Genomic DNA, 21,230 nt, shown 5'->3' with positions numbered 1-21,230 from the left:
CGTGACAGACTGGCACTCTCCCCCCAAGAGCCGTGACGTTTTTTAAATAAACTGGAAAAGAAAGCGATTTCCTAGCAGGAATTATCATGAAGAGATGGAATCTTAAGAAGGTTGCCTATCCTGTGTATTTGAGGGGTGTGTGGAAGATGAGTCAAAGAGAAATCGTCATTGCGAGTGCTGTGCGCACTGCTATAGGTAGCTTTCAAGGAACGCTTGCAGGTGTCAGCGCGACAAAGCTGGGCGGGATTGTACTGGAAGCAGCGCTAGAGCGTGCAGGTGTTTCCAAGGATGCGGTCGATGAAGTGATTATGGGGAACGTACTGTCAGCAGGCTTGGGTCAAAACCCGGCGCGTCAGGCTTCTATTCACGCGGGCCTTGCTCATGAAGTTCCCTCCCTGACAATTAACAAAGTTTGTGGTTCAGGTCTAAAAGCCGTTCATCTGGCCGTTCAGTCCATCCTAGCTGGTGAGGCAGAGGTTGTCTTGGCTGGTGGAATGGAAAATATGAGTCAGGCACCATACTTAATGGAAGGTGCGCGTTCGGGCTACCGCATGGGAGATCAGAAAGTGGTAGATTCCATGATTCGCGACGGGCTGTGGTGTGCTTTCAACGACTACCACATGGGCATTACAGCAGAGAACCTTTGCACCAAATACGAAATCGGACGCGAGGAGCAGGATGAATTTTCAGCGTGGAGCCAGGAAAAGGCTCAGCAAGCGCTCACTAGTGGTCGTTTTCAAGAAGAAATCGTGCCGGTTCCGATCCCGCAGCGCAAGGGTGACCCGGTGCTGTTTGCCGTAGACGAATTCCCGCGTGCTGGCGTGACAGCCGAAGCCTTAGGCAAACTAAAGCCTGCATTTAAAAAGGATGGAACTGTGACAGCCGGGAATGCATCTGGCATTAACGATGGGGCAGCAGCTCTCTTGATTATGACACGGGAGAAGGCAGAAGAGCTGGGTGTGAAGCCTCTTGCCCGTATCGTAGCCAATGCGAGTGCAGGTGTTGATCCGAGCATCATGGGGTACGGTCCAGTTCCTGCGACCAAACGTGTACTGGAAAAAGCGGGTCTGTCGATTGCTGACATTGACTTGATCGAAGCAAATGAAGCTTTTGCCGTCCAATCGCTGTCTGTTGGCAAGGCACTAGGCTTTGATCACGAGAAGCTGAATGTCAACGGCGGAGCCATCGCCTTGGGACATCCAATTGGTGCGAGTGGAGCGAGAATATTGGTCACGCTCGTGCATGAATTGCAAAAACGCGAAGAGGCAAAATATGGATTAGCAACTCTTTGCATCGGCGGTGGACAAGGCGTCTCTACAATTGTCGAGAAAATTTAAATTTCAAATTGTGAACGCTTTGTGTACAGACGGAGCCGAACGTTGACAAAGGGAATAATTCTTCGTTAATATGAATGAGGGCAAAGGGGCACTTGACACCAGCCCTCTCCTTATGTATGAAAGGAGAATGTTACTCTGTGTCGAAATTGGATAATCCGTGGCGAGCGATCACATTGGTCACCCTGATCGGTGTCGATATGGCCGTCTGCGTGATTTCGGGAGTCCTTCTGGGAAAATACTTAGATAGTCTTTTCTCTACCAGTCCGCTTTTTTTGATGGTTGGGCTGCTCGCGGGATTAGGAATAGGCGTGTACAGCGTCTACCGCATCGTTCGCGGTTACCTCTAGGGAGATGGAACATGCAAACGTTTTCTTCGGCAATGCGATCCACTTTTCGCTATGCCTTTTTCTGTATGGCAATTGCCTCGATACTCTGGGCGGTGTTGCCATCGTATCGTTTCTTTTTGCAAAGCCTCCTGCTTGGGATGGTTTGCAGTTTGGTGAATGGCACGGTTCTCTTCAGCAAAACCTGGCGCATTGGTCAGATGGCTGTTGATCCAAATGTCCGGCCAAAAGGGACTGGTATGCTGCAGCGACTGGCTGTGGCAGGCTTTGCAGTCTTTTTGACATTGCGTTTTCCCCATTTGTTTGGAATCGCTGGTGTATTGATAGGTTTATTCCTCTTTCAGATTCTCAGTTTCCTTTTTGTGTATCGCTCCTTTAAATAGATAGTAGATATTTTTTCTTTACAACGTACGTAAGCAATAGATTCGCGCGGAAGAAAGGGGTGAAATACATGCATTATTCTCTGCGGTTTGAATGGTTGGGCATGGTATTTGACATCTCCACTATTCTCATGATTTTGGTTACCTCTCTGGTGGTGCTTTTGCTGTGTATCGGGATGACCCGCAACCTGACCTCCGCAACTCCAAGCGGCGCGCAAAACGTGATGGAATGGATTGTGGACTTCGTTACCGGCATTACAAAAAGCTACATCACACCGAAGAAGGCTGCGGGCTTTGTCTCGCTGGCACTCACTTTGTTCCTTTACATTTTCCTTGGAAACCAACTGGGTCTCGTATTTAACGTAAACACGGCTCACCACAACGGTCCTGACCATCAAGTAAGTGAAAAGGTTAAAGACATGTTGACGGCTTCCACGAATGAACAAATGAAGCAACAAAAGGTGGCCAAGCTTGAAGAAGAGCTGAACTCTACCGATCCGTCCTCGCATGGCGTTGTCATTGGCTGGTGGAAATCACCAACAGCGACTCCTAGCGTAACTTTCGCTCTGGCGTTCATCGTTCTTCTCTACTCTCACTATCTGGGCATCAAGAAGAGCTTCAGCGGATGGTTGAAACATACATTCCTGAACCCGATTCACATTCTGGAGGAGTTCATCATCAAGCCGTTGACGCTGCCTTTGCGTCTATTCGGTAACATCTTTGCGGGTGAGGTTTTGATCGCCTTCCTGCTGGGTGTAGGGATCTTCGGAAGCATTCCGCTGTTCCTGTGGCTGGGCTACTCAGTGTTCGTCGGTTCCGTACAGGCATTCATTTTCACAACGCTGGCGATGGTTTATCTGTCACAGCAAGTGAATGAAGATCACTAATTTAGCGCTTACCCGATTTTATCTTCGCTTTTTAAACACTAAGGAGGTTTTTAAACAATGGAAGGTTTGGCTCTTGCAATTGGTATCGTATTTGGTCTGGCTGCTCTTGGCGCAGCAATTGGTAACTCTTTGGTAATCTCTCGTACAATTGAAGGCGTAGCTCGTCAACCAGAAGCACGTGGTAGCCTGATGGGTCTCATGTTCCTGGGTCTTGGTCTGGTAGAGGCAGTTCCGATCATCGCTGTAGCGATCGGTTTCATTCTCTTCGGTCGCCTGTAATCAGCGAGCATTTAGTAACAATAGGCGGGCACCTGATACCCGCCTATATTTTTGACAAAGACAATTAATAACCTTGATGATACATCTTTCTTTTCGCAGGAAGGAGTGAAACGAATGCTCGACTTTGGAGCGGTATCCCTGGAATGGGGAACGCTGTTAACCCAGGCAATTGTGTTCTTGTTGTTGTTGCTGCTTGTTCGTAAATTGGCTATGGGCCCGATCGTAGGGATCATGGAAAAACGTCGTCAGCATATCGAAAGTCAAATCTCCTCAGCTGAGAAGAACCGCACTGAAGCGGAAGCTCTTCTAGCTGAGCAACGTCGCGTGCTGGATGAAGCGCGTGCAGAATCAAAAGCAATCATTGACCGCGCTGCAAAGCAAGCGTCTGATGAAGCAACCAAAATCGTGACAGAAGCGCAAGCTGCATCCGAGCGTATGAAAGCGGAAGCAAGTGCTGAACTGGCGCGTGAAGTGGAAAAAGCAAAACTCGAACTGCGTGAGCAAATGACCAGCCTGTCCGTGCTCTTGGCTTCCAAGATCATCGAGAAGGAACTGGACGAAGCAGCTCAAAAGTCTACTGTTGATAAATTTCTCGCACAAGTGGGAGATCGCCTATGAGTAGCGCAGTAGGAAAACGTTATGCTCGTGCGCTCTTTGAAGTAGCGAGTGAACGTAGCAAGATTGATCAGGTAGAAGCAGACCTGGGTGCAATCGTAGAAGCGGTTGAAGGCAATGAAGATCTGAAAAAGATCATGCTGCACCCTCACATCGCAGCAGATGCGAAAGCTACGCTCGCTGACGAATTGTTCAAAAGCCATGTAGGGGAAGAAGCCTTTAATTTTCTGAACGTCCTGATTGAGAACGGACGCGAAGTTGATCTGGTTGATATCTACCGTTCTTTTGTACAATTGGCGAACGAAGCTCGTGGATTTGCAGATGCGATTGTGACAAGTGCAAAGCCGCTTTCTACTGAAGAGCAAAATGAGCTGGCTGAGAAGTTCGGACAAACGCTGAATAAAAAGCTGCGTATGACAGCAGTCGTAGATCCAGCGATTCTCGGTGGCGTTATTATCAAAATTGGCGACCGTCTGTACGATGGCAGCTTGAAAACGAAGTTGGAAACCTTTGCGCAAAAAGCGTAAAGTTCGATGGCTTTTAAGAAGTTGGATGAATGGGGTGAATTAAGTGAGTGCAATCAGACCAGAAGAGATTAGCTCCCTCATTAAAGAGCGGATCGCTAACTTTAAATCTGAAATCGAAGTTGTGGATGTAGGCACAGTCATCCAAGTAGGTGACGGTATTGCTCGTGTTCACGGTTTGGAAAAGGCCATGCAAGGGGAGCTTCTCGAGTTCCAAAATGGCGTAATGGGTATGGTACTCAACTTGGAAGAAGATAACGTGGGTGTCGTTATTATGGGACCTTTCCGCGACATTAAGGAAGGCGATACTGTAAAACGTACCGGCCGCGTTATGGAAGTTCCAGTAGGGGAAGCGCTGCTCGGCCGCGTTGTAAACCCACTGGGTCAACCAATCGATGGTCAAGGCCCTATCGCAAATAACGGTTTCCGTCCAATCGAGAGCCCAGCTCCTGGTGTTATGGCACGTAAATCCGTACACGAACCACTCCAAACAGGTATCAAAGCGATTGACGCGATGATCCCAGTTGGTCGTGGACAGCGTGAGTTGATCATTGGTGACCGCCAAACTGGTAAAACAGCAGTGGCGCTCGACACGATCATCAACCAAAAAGGTAAAGACATGATTTGTATCTACGTTGCAATTGGTCAAAAGCAATCTACCGTTGCAAACATCGTAGAAACTCTGCGTAAAGCAGGGGCTCTGGAATACACAATCATCGTTTCTGCTACTGCGTCTGACCCAGCTCCAATGTTGTACCTGGCACCTTATACAGGTGTAACAATGGCTGAGTACTTCATGTACAAAGGCGGACACGTTCTGTGCGTATACGATGACCTGTCCAAACAGGCTGCTGCATACCGCGAAATGTCCCTCTTGCTCCGTCGTCCTCCAGGTCGCGAAGCATATCCTGGTGACGTATTCTACTTGCACTCCCGCTTGCTGGAGCGCGCTGCGAAACTGTCTGATGATCTGGGCGCTGGTTCCATTACGGCTCTGCCATTCATCGAAACCCAAGCGGGTGACATTTCCGCATACATTCCAACGAACGTGATCTCCATCACGGACGGTCAGATCTTCCTGGAGACAGACTTGTTCAACGCAGGTCAACGTCCAGCGGTTAACACCGGTCTTTCCGTATCCCGTGTAGGTGGTTCCGCGCAAATCAAGGCGATGAAAAAGGTAGCAGGTCCACTCAAGCTCGAGTTGGCTCAATACCGTGAGTTGGCTGCGTTTGCTCAGTTCGGTTCCGATCTGGACAAAGCGACCCAAGCTCGTCTGACCCGTGGTGAGCGCTTGATGGAAATCATGAAACAAGGTCAGTTCGATCCAATGCCTGTTGAGAAGCAAGTTGCTTCTATTTATAGCGCTACAAGAGGTTTCCTGGATGACATTCCAGTAGCAGAAGTGCGCCGTTTTGAGAAAGAGATGTTGTCTTTCTTGGATTCCAACAAACCGCAACTGTTGGAGCACATCCGCACAACGAAAGACCTTCCAGATGAAAAAGAATTCAACGCAGCGATCGAAGAGTTCAAAAAAGGCTTTTCGGTAACTCGCTAATCGTTAACCTGATAGACATCAGATGCATGCCGGGTGATTTGCCCGTGCATGCGTCCTCAAGGTGGTGAAAACGAGTGGCTAAAGGAATACGTGAGATTCGACGCAGTATCAAAAGTAAAAAAGATATGCGCCAAATCACGAAAGCGATGAAAATGGTGGCGGCTGCAAAGCTTCGCCGTAACCAGGATAAAGCTGAGGCGGCACGCCCGTATGCTGACAAGATCCAAGAAGTGATCGCAAGCATCGCGAGTGGGACTTCTGGTTCCAAGCATCCAATGTTGCAAAATCGTCCGGTGAAAAAGACTGGTTATATTGTCATCACTTCCGACCGTGGACTTGCTGGGGGTTACAATGCCAACATTCTCCGTAAAGTGGTAAATACCATTAACGAGAAGCACAAGTCCAAGGATGAGTACGGTATTTTTGTGATTGGCCGCAAAGGTCGTGACTTCTTCAGCAAACGGAACTACCCGCTTTTGGAGGAAGTGACAGGTCTGCCAACCAGCCCAGCCTTTGCTGATATCAAGAAAATTGCCGGTGCAGCAGTCCAAATGTTCGAGAATGAGCAGATTGACGAACTGTACCTGTGCTACAACAAGTTCCAAAGTGCAATTTCGCAAATACCTACCGTAAAACAATTGCTGCCATTGGAAGCTCCCGAGAGCAACAATGCGCGCGCAATCAATTACGAGTATGAGCCGTCCTCGGAAGAAGTATTGGCGGACCTGTTGCCGAAATATGCGGAAACACTGGTTTACAGTGCACTTCTCGAAGCAAAAGCTTCTGAAGAAGGTTCCCGTATGACTGCAATGGGCAACGCGACAGACAATGCTACGGATATGATCAACCGTTTAACGTTGAGCTACAACCGTGCTCGTCAGGCAGCCATTACACAAGAGATTTCCGAGATCGTTGCAGGTGCAAACGCACAGGCTTAGTGGCAGCGAATAGCTCCCAATTTAGCTTTACAGGAGGGAAGAAGTAAGATGGCGAATGGACGTGTGGTTCAGGTAATGGGTCCGGTTGTTGACGTCGAGTTCGACCGCGGACACCTGCCTGCCATTTACAATGCGATCAAGATTCAACATAAAGCACAAAGTGCCGGTGAGCGCGACATCGACTTGACTGTTGAGGTTGCTACTCATTTGGGCGATAACTTGGTTCGTACCGTTGCAATGTCTTCCACTGACGGTTTGGTTCGTGGTATGGCAGCAGTTGATACCGGTGCAGCTATCTCCGTTCCAGTGGGTGCAATCACCCTCGGACGCGTATTTAACGTATTGGGTGAGCCGATCGACCTGCAAGAACTCGGTCAAGTAGATCGTCGTGACCCAATTCACCGTAAAGCTCCTGAGTTCGTAGACCAAGCAACGACTGTTGAGATCCTGGAAACAGGTATCAAAGTTATTGACCTCTTGGCTCCGTACATCAAGGGTGGTAAGATCGGTCTGTTTGGTGGTGCGGGTGTAGGTAAAACCGTTACTATTCAAGAGCTGATCAACAACATCGCGCAAGAGCACGGTGGTATTTCCGTATTCGCTGGTGTAGGTGAGCGTACCCGTGAAGGTAACGACCTGTACCACGAAATGAAAGACGCAGGCGTACTGCCGAAAACCGCGATGGTATTCGGTCAGATGAACGAACCGCCTGGTGCACGTCTTCGTGTAGCGTTGACTGGTCTGACTATGGCGGAATACTTCCGTGATGAAGAAGGCCGCGACGTTCTTCTCTTTGTTGATAACATCTTCCGCTTTACACAAGCGGGTTCCGAAGTTTCTGCTCTCTTGGGCCGTATGCCATCTGCGGTAGGTTACCAACCAACATTGGCTACCGAAATGGGTCAGCTGCAAGAGCGTATTACTTCCACGAAAAAAGGTTCCGTAACGTCCATTCAAGCGATCTACGTACCAGCGGATGACTACACTGACCCGGCTCCTGCTACTACGTTTGCTCACTTGGACGCTACAACGAACTTGGAGCGTTCCATCGCTGAGTTGGGTATCTTCCCTGCGGTAGACCCACTCGCATCCACTTCCCGTGCTCTGGCTCCTGATATTGTAGGACAAGAACACTATGATGTGGCTCGTAGCGTTCAAAAAATCCTGCAACGTTACAAAGAACTGCAAGATATCATCGCGATTCTCGGTATGGACGAGTTGAGCGACGACGACAAGCAAGTAGTTGGACGCGCACGTCGCATTCAACGTTTCTTGTCCCAGTCCTTCCACGTTGCCGAGCAGTTCACTGGTAACCCAGGCCAATACGTGCCATTGAAGGAAACTGTTCGCAGCTTCAAGGAAATCCTCGAAGGTAAGCATGACCACCTGCCAGAGGGCGCGTTCCTGTACGTAGGTACAATTGAAGAAGCGGTAGAAAAAGCGAAGAAAATGGCGTAAGACACCCTGGAAAGGGGAGACGAGTAAGTGAGTAAGATGACAGTTGAAGTCGTAACTCCTGAACGGGTTGTCTACAGCGGTCAGGCTGAAATGGTGATTGCTCGCGGCTTGCAAGGGGAAATTGGTATTATGCCAAACCACATGCCGTTGGTAACCCCGCTGAAAACAGCGCCAGTTCGGATTAAGACAGAAGGCGATAAAGAAGTAAAGATGGCTGTAAGCGGCGGCTTCATGGAAGTGCGCGGCGATAAAGTGACCATCCTTGCTGAAACGGCTGAATTGCCGGGAGACATCGATGTTGAACGCGCGAAGGCAGCGAAAGAGCGTGCTGAAAAGCGTTTGACTGAGAAATATGCCGAGCTCGACGTCAAGCGTGCAGAACGCGCGCTGCAACGTGCGATGGCACGTCTCGACGTATCGAAGTAAAGCGTAAGCTTGATATCCCCGCGCCCATGTGGCAGCGGGGATTTTTCGGTTATAGGGTAATGAATGATGAGCCATGGAAATCGGGCATGATATTTCCAGTTGGTAATTGCCTAATGTTTCTGTGTATAATAGACCTAATGCCCTGCCGACGAGCTACGTTATCATGATAAACAGCGGGAAAAAGCGGCATTGGCTATTGGGATTAAAGGAGAGTGTAATTGATGCAAACCGTTCGCGATATCCGCCACAATCAAGATGGCGTAGTGATTCCTAGCAGCTTTGCGGCTAATGGCTGGACAAGCGTGCTATCTCATGAAATGAATGTTCTTTTCCAAGCAATGTGCTATGTGGTAACGAAGCATGAGTCTAAAGAAGAGATGAGAAAAGCTCTGGACGAGTTCGATGCATTGAAAGGCACATTCACTGAGCCTGTTCAAGAAGGCTTTAAGTCTGAAGAGGATTTTAAAGGCTATGTAAACCTGTTGAACAGATTCAAAGCATTCATGAGTCGTTCCGAATATGCATATCCGACATCTCTTGACGAAGCGATTGAGCTTTTCGTGAAGTGGGGCCTGGTAATCGATAATGCAGATGCTTGGGATGTACCGGTTTATCCGTTCCCAGATGCATCTGAGTTGTTCAAGCTGAGTGAAGCAGAATCTCTTGCATTGGCTCATATCAAACTGGAAGCATTGGTTCATCCGATGTTTAGCCGCCTTGTGATGAAGCTGCACGAGCAAGAAGAAAATACGTTCAGCATGTCCAAAGCAGAAATGAAGCAATTGCTGAACACCAATGACCAAATGCTGGCAGAGGTTCTGATCAAGCTGACTCCATATATGGAAGAAGCAATTGAAAATATGCTGGAAATCCCAGAAGACGAGAAGATGAACTTCACGATTGTATGGGAGCGCATTTACGAGGATTTCCTCGGACAGCAATTTTCTAACAATGTTCAATAATTAAGAGAATAGCAGGGCCAGACGGGCATATTCGTTTGGTCATCATACTATGCTGGAAAAACTCAGGGAGAAATCTCTGAGTTTTTTCCCTTTATATGGCACAAAAGGAAGGCTTTCGTTAGACACCCTATTGGCAATTTGCTATAATGATAAAGGTATTTTTTTCTAGCAACACTGGTTCAAAAGACGTCTTTTCAGCATCGAGAAAGTGGCGAGAACCTGAAGATGGAGGAGCGGAGTGTAGGGGACCTACATGAGCACCGGACTTCGAAGGTGAGCGCCAGTTTCGATGTCGAATCAGCTTTCAGGACTACTTCGTGATCAAAAGCCGACTTTTGAACAACCCCTAGCAGTATCATTTAGCGACAGCGTTCATACCTACACCTTTGATGCTGCGAGCAGTACCCTTTTGAGGGAGTCTCGACTTCTTCTGGAGGACAGCGCAAGACGATTCATACCTTTCTCAAGAGCGGAGGGAACGTGGGTGAGTGACATCTATACCAACAATTATGTGATTGTCGCGATCTTTTTGATTCTCGGTGTGCTGTTGCCCGTGGCTACAGTCAGTTTTGTTGGTCCATTACTTCGTCCAAAGAAACCGACACGGGAGAAGCAAACGACTTATGAAAGCGGTAACATTCCTGTTGGTGACAGTTGGGTGCGTTTCAACGTGAAGTATTACATCTTTGCCCTCATGTTTGTCATCTTTGATGTAGAAACACTCTTTCTGTATCCGTGGGCCGTCGCTTACAAAGAACTGGGGCTCTTTGCCTTAGTCGAGATGGTCATCTTTATATCCTTGCTCGTCGTAGGATTGATTTACGCGTGGAGAAAGAAGGTGCTGGAATGGAACTAGACCTGACAAGCATTGCGCCTGAATTGCAAGAGGAATTGAATCGCAACGTCATGTTCACGACATTGGAAACAGTGAAGGGATGGGTTCGCAGTAACTCGTTGTGGCCATTAACTTTTGGCTTGGCCTGTTGCGCAATCGAGATGATGGGAACGGGTGGGGCGCGTTATGACCTCGACCGGTTTGGCGTTATTTTTCGAGCATCCCCAAGACAATCTGATGTCATGATCGTAGCTGGAACCGTCACGAAAAAGATGGCACCACTACTGCGCAGGCTGTATGATCAAATGCCTGAACCAAAGTGGGTGATTGCTATGGGCTCCTGTGCGACAGCGGGAGGTCCGTACGTGCGCTCGTACAGCGTTGTAAAAGGTGTAGACCAGATTGTTCCTGTCGACGTATATATTCCGGGTTGTCCGCCTAACCCTGCCGCTTTGATCTACGGAATTAATAAGCTCCAAGAAAAAATCCGTTACGAAGCGAAGACTGGGAAGCAGGTGACCAATCTATGAGCGACGAGAAACGCAAGCCGACGCCGGAGGAAAAGGCAGCGGCAGCGGCTGAAGCCCGTGCCAAGGCAGAAGCTTTGCGAAAATTAAGAGAACAGGAAGCCCAGGCTTCCCAAGAGGCGAGCCAAGTGGAGGCACCCCAAGAGCCCCAAGAGGAAGTCTCTGCTCCGGAACCGAAACCAAAACCTGTGTCGGAAATGACACCTGAGGAAAAAGCCGCAGCCAAGAAAGCCGCAGCAGCTGAAGCAATCGCCAAGGCAAAAGCGGCGAAGGAACAGGCGGAAGCTGCGCCACCGCCAGCAAAGTCTGTATCGGAAATGACGCCTGAGGAAAAAGCAGCAGCCAAGAAAGCCGCAGCGGCTGAAGCGATTGCCAAGGCAAAAGCAGCGAAGGAACAGGCGGAAGTTACGCCACCGCCAGCAAAGCCAGTGTCGGAAATGACGCCTGAGGAAAAAGCCGCAGCCAAGAAAGCCGCTGCCGCAGAAGCACTAGCCAAGGCAAAAGCAGCGAAGGAAGCAAAAGAAGCCGCGGAAAATGGAGCAGATACAGCTGATTCCGCTCCAGATGCGGATGCCAAGGCGAAGGCCGCCGCTGCCGCAAAAGCCAAGGCTGCCGCAGCAGCTGCTGCTAAGGCAAAAGCCGCTCGTGAAGCAGGCGGCGATGAATCCGGTGATGACGATGCCAAGGCGAAGGCCGCCGCTGCCGCAAAAGCCAAAGCAGCCGCCGCAGCAGCAGCGAAGGCAAAAGCAACGCAAGCAACTGGGGATGAGACCTCGGCAGAGGAAGCGCCGAAAGCGCCTTCCAAAAACCAGCCCTATCTTGATAAATACGTTTCACGAATTTCCGAAGCATTTGGACAGGAAGTCATCGAGGCTTCGTATATTAACGAGCTAGGTAAGGAAGTTCCAACTCTCACCATTCAAAATGAACATTGGCATCAAGTTGCCCAATTTTTAAGAGATGATGAGCAATTGAGTTTTGAGTACCTGTCCGATCTTCACGGTGTCGATTACGAGGATCGCCTGGAGGTATACTACCACTTTTATTCCTACAAAAATCGTCAAAGCTTGGCAGTAAAGGTCAAAACGAGCAGAGAAGAGTCAAAAGTTGCTTCTGTAATGGACCTCTGGCATGGCGCAAATTGGAATGAAAGAGAGACTTTTGACCTTTTGGGTATTCATTTCCCGGGACATAAGGATTTACGTCGAATCCTGTTGCCGGATGATTGGGTAGGGTATCCGCTGCGCAAAGATTATGTGCAATACGACGAGGAGGTTTAGCAGATGAACCATAACATCCTCACGACTCATGTTGATACCTCTTCTGAAACAGGACTTCGTACGGAAGAGATGTTATTAAACGTAGGTCCACAGCATCCGAGTACACATGGAGTATTTCGTTTGGTAGTAAAAATCGATGGGGAAACCATTAAAGAAGCGATTCCGGTGATGGGCTACCTGCATCGAGGTACAGAGAAACTGGCAGAAAACTTGACCTATACGCAAATTATCCCTTATACAGACCGTATGGACTACGTGTCCGCCATGACCAACAACTACGTTCTCTGTCACGCAGTAGAAACGATGATGGGGTTGGAGATTCCAGAACGAGCTCAGTTTTTGCGATTGATCGCAATGGAGTTGAACCGGGTGGCGAGCCATTTGGTTTGGTGGGGAACGTTTCTTTTGGATATTGGTGCGATGGGTCCCTTCCTATATGCATTCCGTGATCGGGAGACGATTCTCGATTTGTTTAATGAACTGTGCGGGGCGCGGATGACCTTTAACTACATGCGCGTAGGCGGGGTGAAATGGGATGCACCTCCAGGCTGGACAGACAAAGCCAAAGAATTTGTCCAATATATGAAGAAGGAATTGAATAACTACCATCAGCTGGTGACGGGTAACGAGATTTTTATTAACCGTCTCAATGGAATCGGCAAGTTCGATACAAAAACGGCGTTGGATTACTCCCTATCAGGTGTCATGCTCCGCTCGACAGGTGTCAAGTGGGACCTGCGCAAAGACGAACCGTATTGCATTTATGATCGTTTTGAATTTGATGTGCCAACAGCGACTGAGGGAGATTGCATGGCGCGCTACCATTTGCGCATGGCTGAAATTGAACAATCTCTGCGAATTCTTGAGCAGGCATTGGAGCAATTTCCGAGTGAAGGCGAAGTCATGGGCAAAGTACCACGTGTGATTCGCCCGCCTGCTGGGGAGACATATGTGCGCATCGAGTCACCGCGGGGAGAAATTGGTTGTTACATTGCCAGTCAAGGTAAGGATAAACCGTGGAGATTGAAGTTCAGACGGCCTTCGTTTACCAATCTGCAAATTCTGCCTAAGCTGTTGCAGGGGGAAAACCTCTCGAACATGGTTGCCATCCTGGGCAGTATCGACATCGTGCTCGGGGAGGTTGACTGTTGATGAATACTCTCTTGCAGCAAGCCCCCTCATGGGGGACCACGCTTTGGTTTATCGTAGCGGCCGTTTTACTGCTTGCCGTCGTGTTGGGATTCGTTACGTACGCTATTTACTTCGAGCGTAAAGTGATTGGGTGGATGCAGCTGCGCATCGGGCCGAATCGAGTAGGACCATTGGGACTTCTTCAGACGGTTGCGGATGTTGCCAAGCTGCTATTAAAGGAAGATATTCGTCCGCAACACGCTGATAAAGCGTTGTTCACTCTAGCACCAATATTGGCCTATGCCCCTGCTTTTGCCGTATTGGCGGTCATGCCTTTTACGGACAGCATTCGGTTCGCTGATCTGGGAATAGGGCTGTTGTACTACATCGCCTTGTCTGGGATCACCGTCTTAGGCGTGATCACGGCTGGCTGGGCCTCGAATAATAAGTACTCGCTGATCGGGGGTCTCCGCTCCGCTGCGCAGATGATCAGCTATGAAGTTCCGCTGGTCATGTCCGTGGTGGGTGTCGTTCTATTGACGGGCAGCATGAATCTCAAAGATATTGTCAACGCCCAGCAGGATGTCTGGAATATTGTTCCGCAGTTTATCGGATTTGTTGTATTTATCATTGCTGCTCAGGCCGAACTGAATCGTACGCCGTTTGACTTGCCGGAAGCAGAGTCGGAGCTCGTTGGCGGTTACCACGTCGAGTACTCCGGTTTCCGTTTTGCGATGTTCATGCTGGCGGAGTATGTGTACATGTTCGGGATGGGTGCCTTGATCACGATTCTCTTTTTTGGTGGATGGTTGCCGATTCATCCATCGCTGGACTTCATTCCAGGAATCGTTTGGTTTATCCTTAAATTTTCTGTTTACGTCTTCCTCCAGTTTTGGATTCGCGCCACGATGCCGCGCTTACGTGTCGATCAACTGATGTCGTTTGCTTGGAAAGTGCTGTTGCCCGTGGCATTGTTCAACATCCTGCTCACAGCCGTAGTGGTTTCTTACCAAAATGGCATGTTCTAGTAGCGACTTGATCGAAAACGACTACGTCCCACTGTTTTCATAGCGCAGGCTTCGCCATAGGCTTACTTCGTCAAAAGCTAGCTTTCGTCAAAAACGTGGTGCAGCCAAGTTCTCAAATCCTGAGGGGTGACACACATGCTAGGACTGGCCAAAGGCCTGGGGTATACATTTAAAAAGCTCACGGAGAAAAAAGTAACCCATTTCTATCCGGATGTGCCCTTTCCAATGCCGCCTCGTTTTCGCGGTATTCAGCACTTTTCTCCTGAAAAATGCATCGTCTGCAACCAATGCGCACGCATTTGTCCGACGGAGTGCATTCAACTGACAGGGAAGCCCCATCCTGATCCGGAGAAAAAGGGAAAGATTATCGATACGTACGATATCAATTTTGAGTTGTGCATTTTATGCGATCTGTGTACAGAGGTTTGTCCCACTGAAGCGATTGTAATGACAAACAACTTCGAGCTGGCTGCCTATAGCCGGGACGAATTGTACAAAAACTTGAAATGGCTTGACGACAATAATACGAACGTCAGGGAGGAGAATTAGCATGACAGGCGAATATGTTGCCTTTTTTATCCTGTCCCTTCTGACGATCGGTGGCGCGGTGTTCATGATCAGCTTTACGCGCGTCGTTCACATGGTCATCTCATTGGGTGTTACGTTTATCAGCATTGCAGGTCTGTTTGTTTTGCTGGGAGCGGAGTTCGTCGGGGTCGCACAAATTCTGGTTTATTCAGGGGCTATCTCCATTTTGATGCTCTTTGGAATCATGCTGACCAAGCACGATGCGAACGATGAGGGAACAGGTCGGACATGGAAAAACCGTTTTATCTTGCTCTTCGTAATCGTTCTGTTCGGATTATTGTTCTGGGGTGTGCAAAATACACCATGGCCTGCGCCACCACCACCTGCAAATGCTCCTGTAAACAATGCAAAAGAAATCGGTATCGAAGTATTCACCAAATTCGTCATACCATTTGAGCTGTTGTCTGTTCTGTTGTTGGTCGCGTTGGTTGGTGCGATCATCATGGCGAAAAAGGAGGGGGATAACGAATGACAGTAAGCATTTCCTCCTACTTAATGGTCGCTCTGATTCTCTTTTGTGTAGGCCTGTACGGCGCATTGACGAAGCGAAATGCAGTCGTCGTCCTGTTATCAATCGAGCTGATGCTGAATGCTGTAAATATTAACCTGGTTGCCTTTTCCAAGTTCGGACTGTATCCATCTGTGACGGGACAAATCTTTACCTTATTCACGATGACGGTTGCAGCTGCCGAGGTTGCCGTAGGGCTGGCGATTCTGATTGCGCTGTACCGCAACAAGGAGACCGTGAATGTAGACGAAATGGACCAAATGAAACGATAAGAGGGAAACCTGAAAAGGAGGACAAAGATGGATACTCTAATGCACTATGCCTGGCTGATCCCTCTGTTTCCGCTTCTTGCTTTCATCGTGATCGTCTCATTTGGTCGCCAATTGAAAGAAGGAGCGGCCATAGTGGGCATTACCCTGACGGCTGTTTCTTTTGGAATCGCAGTGCTCATCTTCTGGGAGAGATTCCAGGGGGGGGGAACTGATTACAATTATGTGATTGATTGGCTGCATATCGGCGATATCGTGATCAACATGGGATTTGAAGTGAATCCGCTGAATGCCATGATGCTCGTCATTGTGACATTGGTCAGTCTGTTGGTCCAAATCTATTCCAAAGGCTACATGCATGGGGATGAACGCTTTCCAGTGTTTTATCAATACCTGGCGCTGTTCACGTTCTCTATGCTGGGATTAGTCATCTCGCCAAATTTGTTGCAAGTATATATTTTCTGGGAGCTGGTCGGGGTATGCTCCTTCCTGCTCGTTGGCTACTACTACTTCAAGAATGAGGCAAAATCAGCTGCCAAAAAGGCTTTTATCGTTACACGCATCGGGGATCTGGGTCTGTTTATCGGGATATGTCTGTTGTTCTGGTGGACCGGAAGCTTCGAGTACGGGGCGATTTTTGAAAGTATCGCACTCGGACGATTGGAACCATGGATGATTACACTAGCGGCGATCCTCATTTTCATTGGGGCCATGGGGAAATCAGGTCAATTTCCACTTCATACGTGGTTGCCTGATGCCATGGAAGGTCCAACACCTGTGTCTGCATTAATTCACGCGGCAACGATGGTCGCGGCTGGTGTTTATTTGGTCGCTGCTACCTATCCGCTGTTTATCGCATCCGATACGGCTTTGACAGTTGTGGCCTATGTAGGAGGATTCACCGCCATATTTGCAGCTTCAATCGGCCTGACCCAACGAGATATCAAGCGTGTCTTGGCTTATTCCACAGTTAGTCAGCTCGGATACATGATGCTGGCATTGGGTGTAGCTGGTGCTGCTGGTTATGTAGCAGGTTCCTTCCATTTGATGACGCACGCGTTTTTCAAAGCATTACTCTTCCTTGGAGCAGGTAGTGTCATCCATGCCGTACATACGCAGAATGTATTCGAAATGGGTGGCTTGTGGAAAAAGATGCCGATTACCGCTTTGACTTTCTTGATCGGTTGCTTGGCGATTGCGGGGATCTTTCCGTTCGCTGGTTTCTGGTCGAAAGAAGCGATTCTGGGGGCTGTTTACGGAGCGCATCGCTACGATTTGCTGTTCATCGCGCTGCTCGCAGCATTCTTTACCGCATTCTATATGTTCCGTCTGTTCTTCCTGACATTTGCAGGGAAGGCACGTGGCAAGCACGAAGCGCACGAATCTCCAGGTGTCATGACAGGCCCGCTCTTGGTCTTGGCATTGCTTGCGGTTGTTGCGGGCTTTGTAAATACACCGTACGCGCCATTACTCTCTGATTGGTTGTTGGCAACGAAAACAGGGACGGCGATCACGAGCATATTTGGGGAAGGCAGTGAGCACGCAGCAGCTTGGTTGCAGATTGTGGCACTGTTGATCTCTATTCTCGGAGTCGTGTTGGCTTACCTGATGTACGGCAAGAAATCCATCTCCTCGGATACGATTCCAGAAACAATGCCGTGGCTCTATCAGCTCTCATACAAGAAGTACTACATCGATGAGCTGTATCACAACGTCATTGTTCGTCCACTTGGCTGGATTGGATTCGTCCTGGATGTATTTGATAAGTACATTGTGGATGGTTTGGTTGGATTGACAGCAAAAATTACCCAAGGAATCGGATCTTTGCACGCAAGAGTACAAAGTGGGCAGATTCAGTCCTATGGGGCAATGGTCATATTCGGTCTGTTACTATTGATCATCGCCATCAGTTTGACGGCCAAGGGAGGTGGACTCTTTGGGTAATATCCTTTTGTCATCACTGGTGTTCTCTCCGCTGCTGGCGATTATCGTCATGGCTTTTATCCCCAGTCGACATGCAGGTGTGATCAAGCAGGTCGGGATTTATGGAACGTTGCCGGCACTTATCTTGGCAGGTTGGATGTTCGGCATGTTTAATTACGAGACAGCCAATCTGCAGTTCGTAGAAAAGCACAGTTGGATTTCGATTCCGATTGGAATGGCTCAGGCAGGTACAGTCTTTGCTTTTGAGATCAACTATGAACTCGGTATAGATGGTATTTCGATGCCATTGATTTTGCTGACGGCGATTATCGGTACTCTCGCAGCAATTGCCTCGTGGCAGATCAAGAAGAGGCAGAAGGAGTATTTTATCCTGTTTCACCTGCTGTTGATCGGTATGTTGGGAGTCTTTGCTGCAGACAATCTGTTTCTGTTCTTCATTTTCTTTGAGCTGACACTCGTACCGATGTACTTCCTCATCGGGATTTGGGGATATGGGGAGCGCGAACAAGCAGCGAACAAATTTCTGTTGTATAACGGAATCGGTTCAGGGATCATGCTTCTGGCTTTCATCGTGATCTTTGTCATCATGCGTACGCTCAATATCGATGAAATTACGGCGATTCTGACGACACCAGGGCATCCGATAACCGAAATCCTTACGCCGGAAATGCGTTTTGGCATCTTCCTAGTGCTATTTATCGCTTTTGCGATCAAGCTGCCAGTATTCCCGTTCCACACGTGGATGCTACGCGTTCACGTACAGGCTCCACCTTCTATCGTCATGATTCACTCCGGTATTTTGCTGAAGATGGGGGCGTACGGTCTTTTGCGGATGGGAATCGGTTTTTTCCCAGAGCAGGCCTATGACTTCTCTACGTGGATAGCCGTTTTGGGCATTATCAACATTTTGTATGGGGCTGTGTTGGCCTTCGTACAAAAGGATTTAAAAATGGTGCTGGCTTACTCCAGTATCAGCCATATGGGTATCGTCTTGCTCGGTTTCGCATCGATGAACACGATCGGGTTTCAGGGCGCGATGTTCCAGGTGGTATCGCACGGCTTTATCTCAGCACTGCTCTTCTTCTTGATCGGTGTCATTTGGGATCGGACGCAGACATCGATGCTCGACGATTTGGGCGGTTTAGCCAAGTCCATGCCGTTTGTCAGCGGCGTGTTGTTGGCAGGCGGGATGGCTTCACTCGGACTTCCGGGCATGTCCGGATTCATCAGTGAGTTCTTTGCCTTCCTCGGTCTGTTTGGTCGTTTGCCAGTAATGGCAGCAGTGGGAGCGATCGGGATTGTCCTCACCGCGGTGTATTTACTCAGAGCGATCTTGAAAACGACTTTTGGCCCTACTCCGGGTAGATGTACAGGACTTGCTGATGCACAGCCGATGGAGGTCATTCCGATGGTAGTCCTATTGGGATGTATTATTCTCATCGGGGTTTATCCGGCAGTTCTGGGGAATCCGATGCAGCAGGCGCTGAAAACGATCGTACCTATCGTAACGGGAATAGGAGGGTAATCCATGGAGGTTAAAGATATTTTCTCATATGACTGGAGCTACCTTCTGCCCGAGTTTATCATTCTTGGCTTTGCTACCTTTTTATCACTGCTGGATCTTTTTGCGGGCAAGCGCCTTGGCAAGCAGGTCATCGGTTGGCTATCCTTCCTGGGAACGGCCATAGCGGCGATCTTTGTGATCATCAATATGAATGCTCTCGATAAGCCATACAGCTACATGATCGACATGATCCGGATCGATGATTACGGTAATGCGTTCAAGCTGATTTTCCTGGCAGGGACAGCTTTTGCCATTCTCATCTCGCTGTCCTATCTGAAAGCAGGAGAAGTCCAACACAGAGGCGAGTACTACTATTTACTGCTGACCGGGCTTCTCGGGGCTATGGTCATGGCTTCATCGGCTGACTTGATTACCTTGTTCGTGGGACTGGAGCTATTGTCTCTCTCGTCCTATGTACTGGTCGGATTGCGAAAAAAATCGCGGCTTTCCAACGAGTCGGCGTTCAAATACGTCGTTTCGGGAAGTATTGCCACGGCTGTGCTCCTGTTTGGGATGTCGTACGTATACGGACTCGCGGGAACCACACATATTTATGAAATCTCATTCCGGTTGGCTGAAGCGGGAATGGCGGGCTATCAGTTCCTCGTCTATACGGCGTTTGCGTTTCTCGCAGTAGGTCTTGCATTCAAAATATCTGCAGCGCCTAACCACATGTGGGCGCCAGATGTCTATCAGGGTGCTCCTACCCCGGTCACTGCTTTCCTGGCAGTTGTGTCAAAAGCAGCAGGTTTCGCGCTGATGTTTCGCGTGATGATGATCTCGTTTTTCAACGTTTCCGATGGAACGGGATCAGGACGGTTCTTTTTCGAAGAGGGAAGCCTCTATTTGGGGCTGATGGCAGCCGCCTCGATGATTATCGGGAACACGATGGCGCTCAGGCAGACAAACGTCAAGCGTATGATGGCTTATTCAGGTATTGCGCAAGCGGGCTATTTGCTCGTGCCGTTTGTACCGCCGACTTCTCTCTTTTTCAGCGAGGTAATCTTCTATCTGTTCGGTTACTTGCTGGTCAGCTTTGGTGCTTTCGCTGTGATTATGGTTGTATCTCGTGAGCAAGAGACAGAGGATTTGAAAGGATTCGCCGGATTGTATCATCGCTCACCAGTGATGGCCATTGCGATGAGCATCTTCCTCTTGTCCTTGGCAGGTATCCCGATTACGGTTGGCTTCTTCGGGAAGTTCTATCTGTTCATGGGTACATTAGTGGTAGAAAACTACTGGCTGGCGGCAATTATGATCATCACCAGCGTCATTTCCTACTACTACTACTTTGGGATTATTCGTCAAATGTACATGCGTCCTGGGACAACCGAAGCACCAATGGTTGTGCCAAAGGGGATTTGGACGTTTATTCTCATCATGGCAATCGCTACCGTATTCTTCGGTGCTTTTCCGGGTCTGGTCACCGACTATATCCAGATTCATTTCAATCCGTCCTTTGATTTTGGGAACATGCTCTCTCCCAGCTCTCAGTGATACTCGTAACTGAATAGCACTTCAGGTACAATAGAAGGGATGGCTCGTAATCGGGCCGTCCTTTTTCTATTATTCTCGGTTGGGCAATGAGGAGGTAACGAGCATGTCACAAGAAGTATATGGCTTGTTGAGCATCATTTTATCGATTGCGTTTATTGGGCTCGCTTGGTGGGCGTTGCAATCCTTTCGCTTTGATAAGATTTTGAAAAAACCAAATGGTGCTCAGGCGAAGCTGTTGCAAATTATTCTTTCCATTGTGATTGGATATGAACTGTCCCGCTTTTTCCTTGATTACTTGGGCTGGTCCCTGACATTCGGGAATTTGTTCAACTAAAAACCCAAAGACGACGA

The 21,230-nt window shown here is 48.8% G+C and carries 24 protein-coding genes; all 24 read left to right on the top strand.

Annotated features, from left to right (window positions below; translation table 11 throughout):
• Positions 1–146 precede the first annotated feature (146 nt).
• On the top strand, positions 147–1,337 hold the full coding sequence (locus ACUUHJ_RS29195) for an acetyl-CoA C-acetyltransferase (RefSeq protein ID WP_472300744.1): 1,191 nt from the start codon (positions 147–149) through the stop codon (positions 1,335–1,337).
• Between the two features lie 137 nt (positions 1,338–1,474).
• On the top strand, positions 1,475–1,684 hold the full coding sequence (locus tag ACUUHJ_RS29190) for an AtpZ/AtpI family protein (protein WP_289674934.1): 210 nt from the start codon (positions 1,475–1,477) through the stop codon (positions 1,682–1,684).
• Positions 1,685–1,695: 11 nt separating this feature from the next.
• Positions 1,696–2,064 carry an ATP synthase subunit I gene (locus tag ACUUHJ_RS29185; RefSeq protein WP_289674933.1) on the top strand — a complete coding sequence of 123 codons (369 nt, stop codon included), beginning with the start codon at positions 1,696–1,698 and terminating at the stop codon, positions 2,062–2,064.
• A gap of 68 nt (positions 2,065–2,132) precedes the next feature.
• Positions 2,133–2,948, top strand: coding sequence for a F0F1 ATP synthase subunit A (gene atpB / locus ACUUHJ_RS29180; protein ID WP_289674932.1), 816 nt, complete (start codon positions 2,133–2,135; stop codon positions 2,946–2,948).
• A 57-nt stretch (positions 2,949–3,005) separates the two neighbouring features.
• Entirely contained in the window at positions 3,006–3,227 is a 222-nt protein-coding gene (gene atpE, locus ACUUHJ_RS29175) for a F0F1 ATP synthase subunit C (RefSeq protein ID WP_015893623.1), read from the top strand.
• A gap of 114 nt (positions 3,228–3,341) precedes the next feature.
• A complete protein-coding gene (atpF, locus tag ACUUHJ_RS29170; protein ID WP_015893622.1) occupies positions 3,342–3,845 on the top strand; it encodes a F0F1 ATP synthase subunit B in 504 nt (167 codons plus the stop codon).
• Entirely contained in the window at positions 3,842–4,369 is a 528-nt protein-coding gene (locus tag ACUUHJ_RS29165) for a F0F1 ATP synthase subunit delta (RefSeq protein ID WP_015893621.1), read from the top strand. The genes atpF and ACUUHJ_RS29165 overlap by 4 nt, the downstream gene beginning before the upstream one ends.
• A gap of 43 nt (positions 4,370–4,412) precedes the next feature.
• Complete coding sequence (gene atpA / locus ACUUHJ_RS29160) at positions 4,413–5,924, top strand: F0F1 ATP synthase subunit alpha (RefSeq protein ID WP_015893620.1); 1,512 nt, start codon at positions 4,413–4,415, stop codon at positions 5,922–5,924.
• Positions 5,925–5,998: 74 nt separating this feature from the next.
• Positions 5,999–6,862 (top strand): ATP synthase F1 subunit gamma, encoded by an 864-nt coding sequence (gene atpG, locus ACUUHJ_RS29155; protein WP_173610471.1) that lies wholly within the window; start codon positions 5,999–6,001, stop codon positions 6,860–6,862.
• 48 nt (positions 6,863–6,910) lie between these two features.
• Positions 6,911–8,320, top strand: a complete 1,410-nt coding sequence (atpD, locus tag ACUUHJ_RS29150) for a F0F1 ATP synthase subunit beta (protein WP_289674931.1) — start codon at positions 6,911–6,913, stop codon at positions 8,318–8,320.
• 27 nt (positions 8,321–8,347) lie between these two features.
• On the top strand, positions 8,348–8,746 hold the full coding sequence (locus tag ACUUHJ_RS29145; RefSeq protein WP_016740192.1) for a F0F1 ATP synthase subunit epsilon: 399 nt from the start codon (positions 8,348–8,350) through the stop codon (positions 8,744–8,746).
• Positions 8,747–8,967: 221 nt separating this feature from the next.
• A complete protein-coding gene (locus ACUUHJ_RS29140) occupies positions 8,968–9,708 on the top strand; it encodes a DUF6042 family protein (protein ID WP_472300743.1) in 741 nt (246 codons plus the stop codon).
• 484 nt (positions 9,709–10,192) lie between these two features.
• Complete coding sequence (locus ACUUHJ_RS29135; protein ID WP_015893615.1) at positions 10,193–10,564, top strand: NADH-quinone oxidoreductase subunit A; 372 nt, start codon at positions 10,193–10,195, stop codon at positions 10,562–10,564.
• Positions 10,555–11,073 (top strand): NuoB/complex I 20 kDa subunit family protein, encoded by a 519-nt coding sequence (locus ACUUHJ_RS29130; protein ID WP_007725455.1) that lies wholly within the window; start codon positions 10,555–10,557, stop codon positions 11,071–11,073. The genes ACUUHJ_RS29135 and ACUUHJ_RS29130 overlap by 10 nt, the downstream gene beginning before the upstream one ends.
• A complete protein-coding gene (locus tag ACUUHJ_RS29125; protein ID WP_472300742.1) occupies positions 11,070–12,350 on the top strand; it encodes an NADH-quinone oxidoreductase subunit C in 1,281 nt (426 codons plus the stop codon). Before ACUUHJ_RS29130 ends, ACUUHJ_RS29125 begins: the two co-directional genes overlap by 4 nt.
• A gap of 3 nt (positions 12,351–12,353) precedes the next feature.
• A complete protein-coding gene (locus ACUUHJ_RS29120; RefSeq protein ID WP_016740195.1) occupies positions 12,354–13,502 on the top strand; it encodes an NADH-quinone oxidoreductase subunit D in 1,149 nt (382 codons plus the stop codon).
• On the top strand, positions 13,499–14,509 hold the full coding sequence (nuoH, locus tag ACUUHJ_RS29115; protein WP_289674928.1) for an NADH-quinone oxidoreductase subunit NuoH: 1,011 nt from the start codon (positions 13,499–13,501) through the stop codon (positions 14,507–14,509). Before ACUUHJ_RS29120 ends, nuoH begins: the two co-directional genes overlap by 4 nt.
• A gap of 135 nt (positions 14,510–14,644) precedes the next feature.
• Positions 14,645–15,058 carry an NADH-quinone oxidoreductase subunit NuoI gene (gene nuoI, locus ACUUHJ_RS29110; protein WP_007722093.1) on the top strand — a complete coding sequence of 138 codons (414 nt, stop codon included), beginning with the start codon at positions 14,645–14,647 and terminating at the stop codon, positions 15,056–15,058.
• Between the two features lies 1 nt (position 15,059).
• Positions 15,060–15,569, top strand: coding sequence for an NADH-quinone oxidoreductase subunit J (locus ACUUHJ_RS29105; protein WP_289674926.1), 510 nt, complete (start codon positions 15,060–15,062; stop codon positions 15,567–15,569).
• Positions 15,566–15,877 (top strand): NADH-quinone oxidoreductase subunit NuoK, encoded by a 312-nt coding sequence (gene nuoK / locus ACUUHJ_RS29100; protein ID WP_007722089.1) that lies wholly within the window; start codon positions 15,566–15,568, stop codon positions 15,875–15,877. The genes ACUUHJ_RS29105 and nuoK overlap by 4 nt, the downstream gene beginning before the upstream one ends.
• 27 nt (positions 15,878–15,904) lie before the next feature.
• Positions 15,905–17,818, top strand: a complete 1,914-nt coding sequence (nuoL, locus tag ACUUHJ_RS29095; RefSeq protein ID WP_472300741.1) for an NADH-quinone oxidoreductase subunit L — start codon at positions 15,905–15,907, stop codon at positions 17,816–17,818.
• Positions 17,811–19,343: a complex I subunit 4 family protein gene (locus tag ACUUHJ_RS29090; RefSeq protein ID WP_087341726.1), complete on the top strand. Its 1,533-nt coding sequence runs from the start codon at positions 17,811–17,813 to the stop codon at positions 19,341–19,343. The genes nuoL and ACUUHJ_RS29090 overlap by 8 nt, the downstream gene beginning before the upstream one ends.
• Positions 19,344–19,346: 3 nt before the next feature.
• Positions 19,347–20,879, top strand: a complete 1,533-nt coding sequence (gene nuoN, locus ACUUHJ_RS29085) for an NADH-quinone oxidoreductase subunit NuoN (RefSeq protein WP_472300740.1) — start codon at positions 19,347–19,349, stop codon at positions 20,877–20,879.
• A gap of 103 nt (positions 20,880–20,982) precedes the next feature.
• Complete coding sequence (locus ACUUHJ_RS29080) at positions 20,983–21,213, top strand: DUF1146 family protein (RefSeq protein WP_015893606.1); 231 nt, start codon at positions 20,983–20,985, stop codon at positions 21,211–21,213.
• Positions 21,214–21,230: the final 17 nt, after the last annotated feature.

The organism is Brevibacillus schisleri (assembly GCF_055685845.1).
The sequence above is the reverse complement of the archived record's forward strand: the minus strand, read 5'-3'. Positions and strand labels throughout refer to the sequence as shown.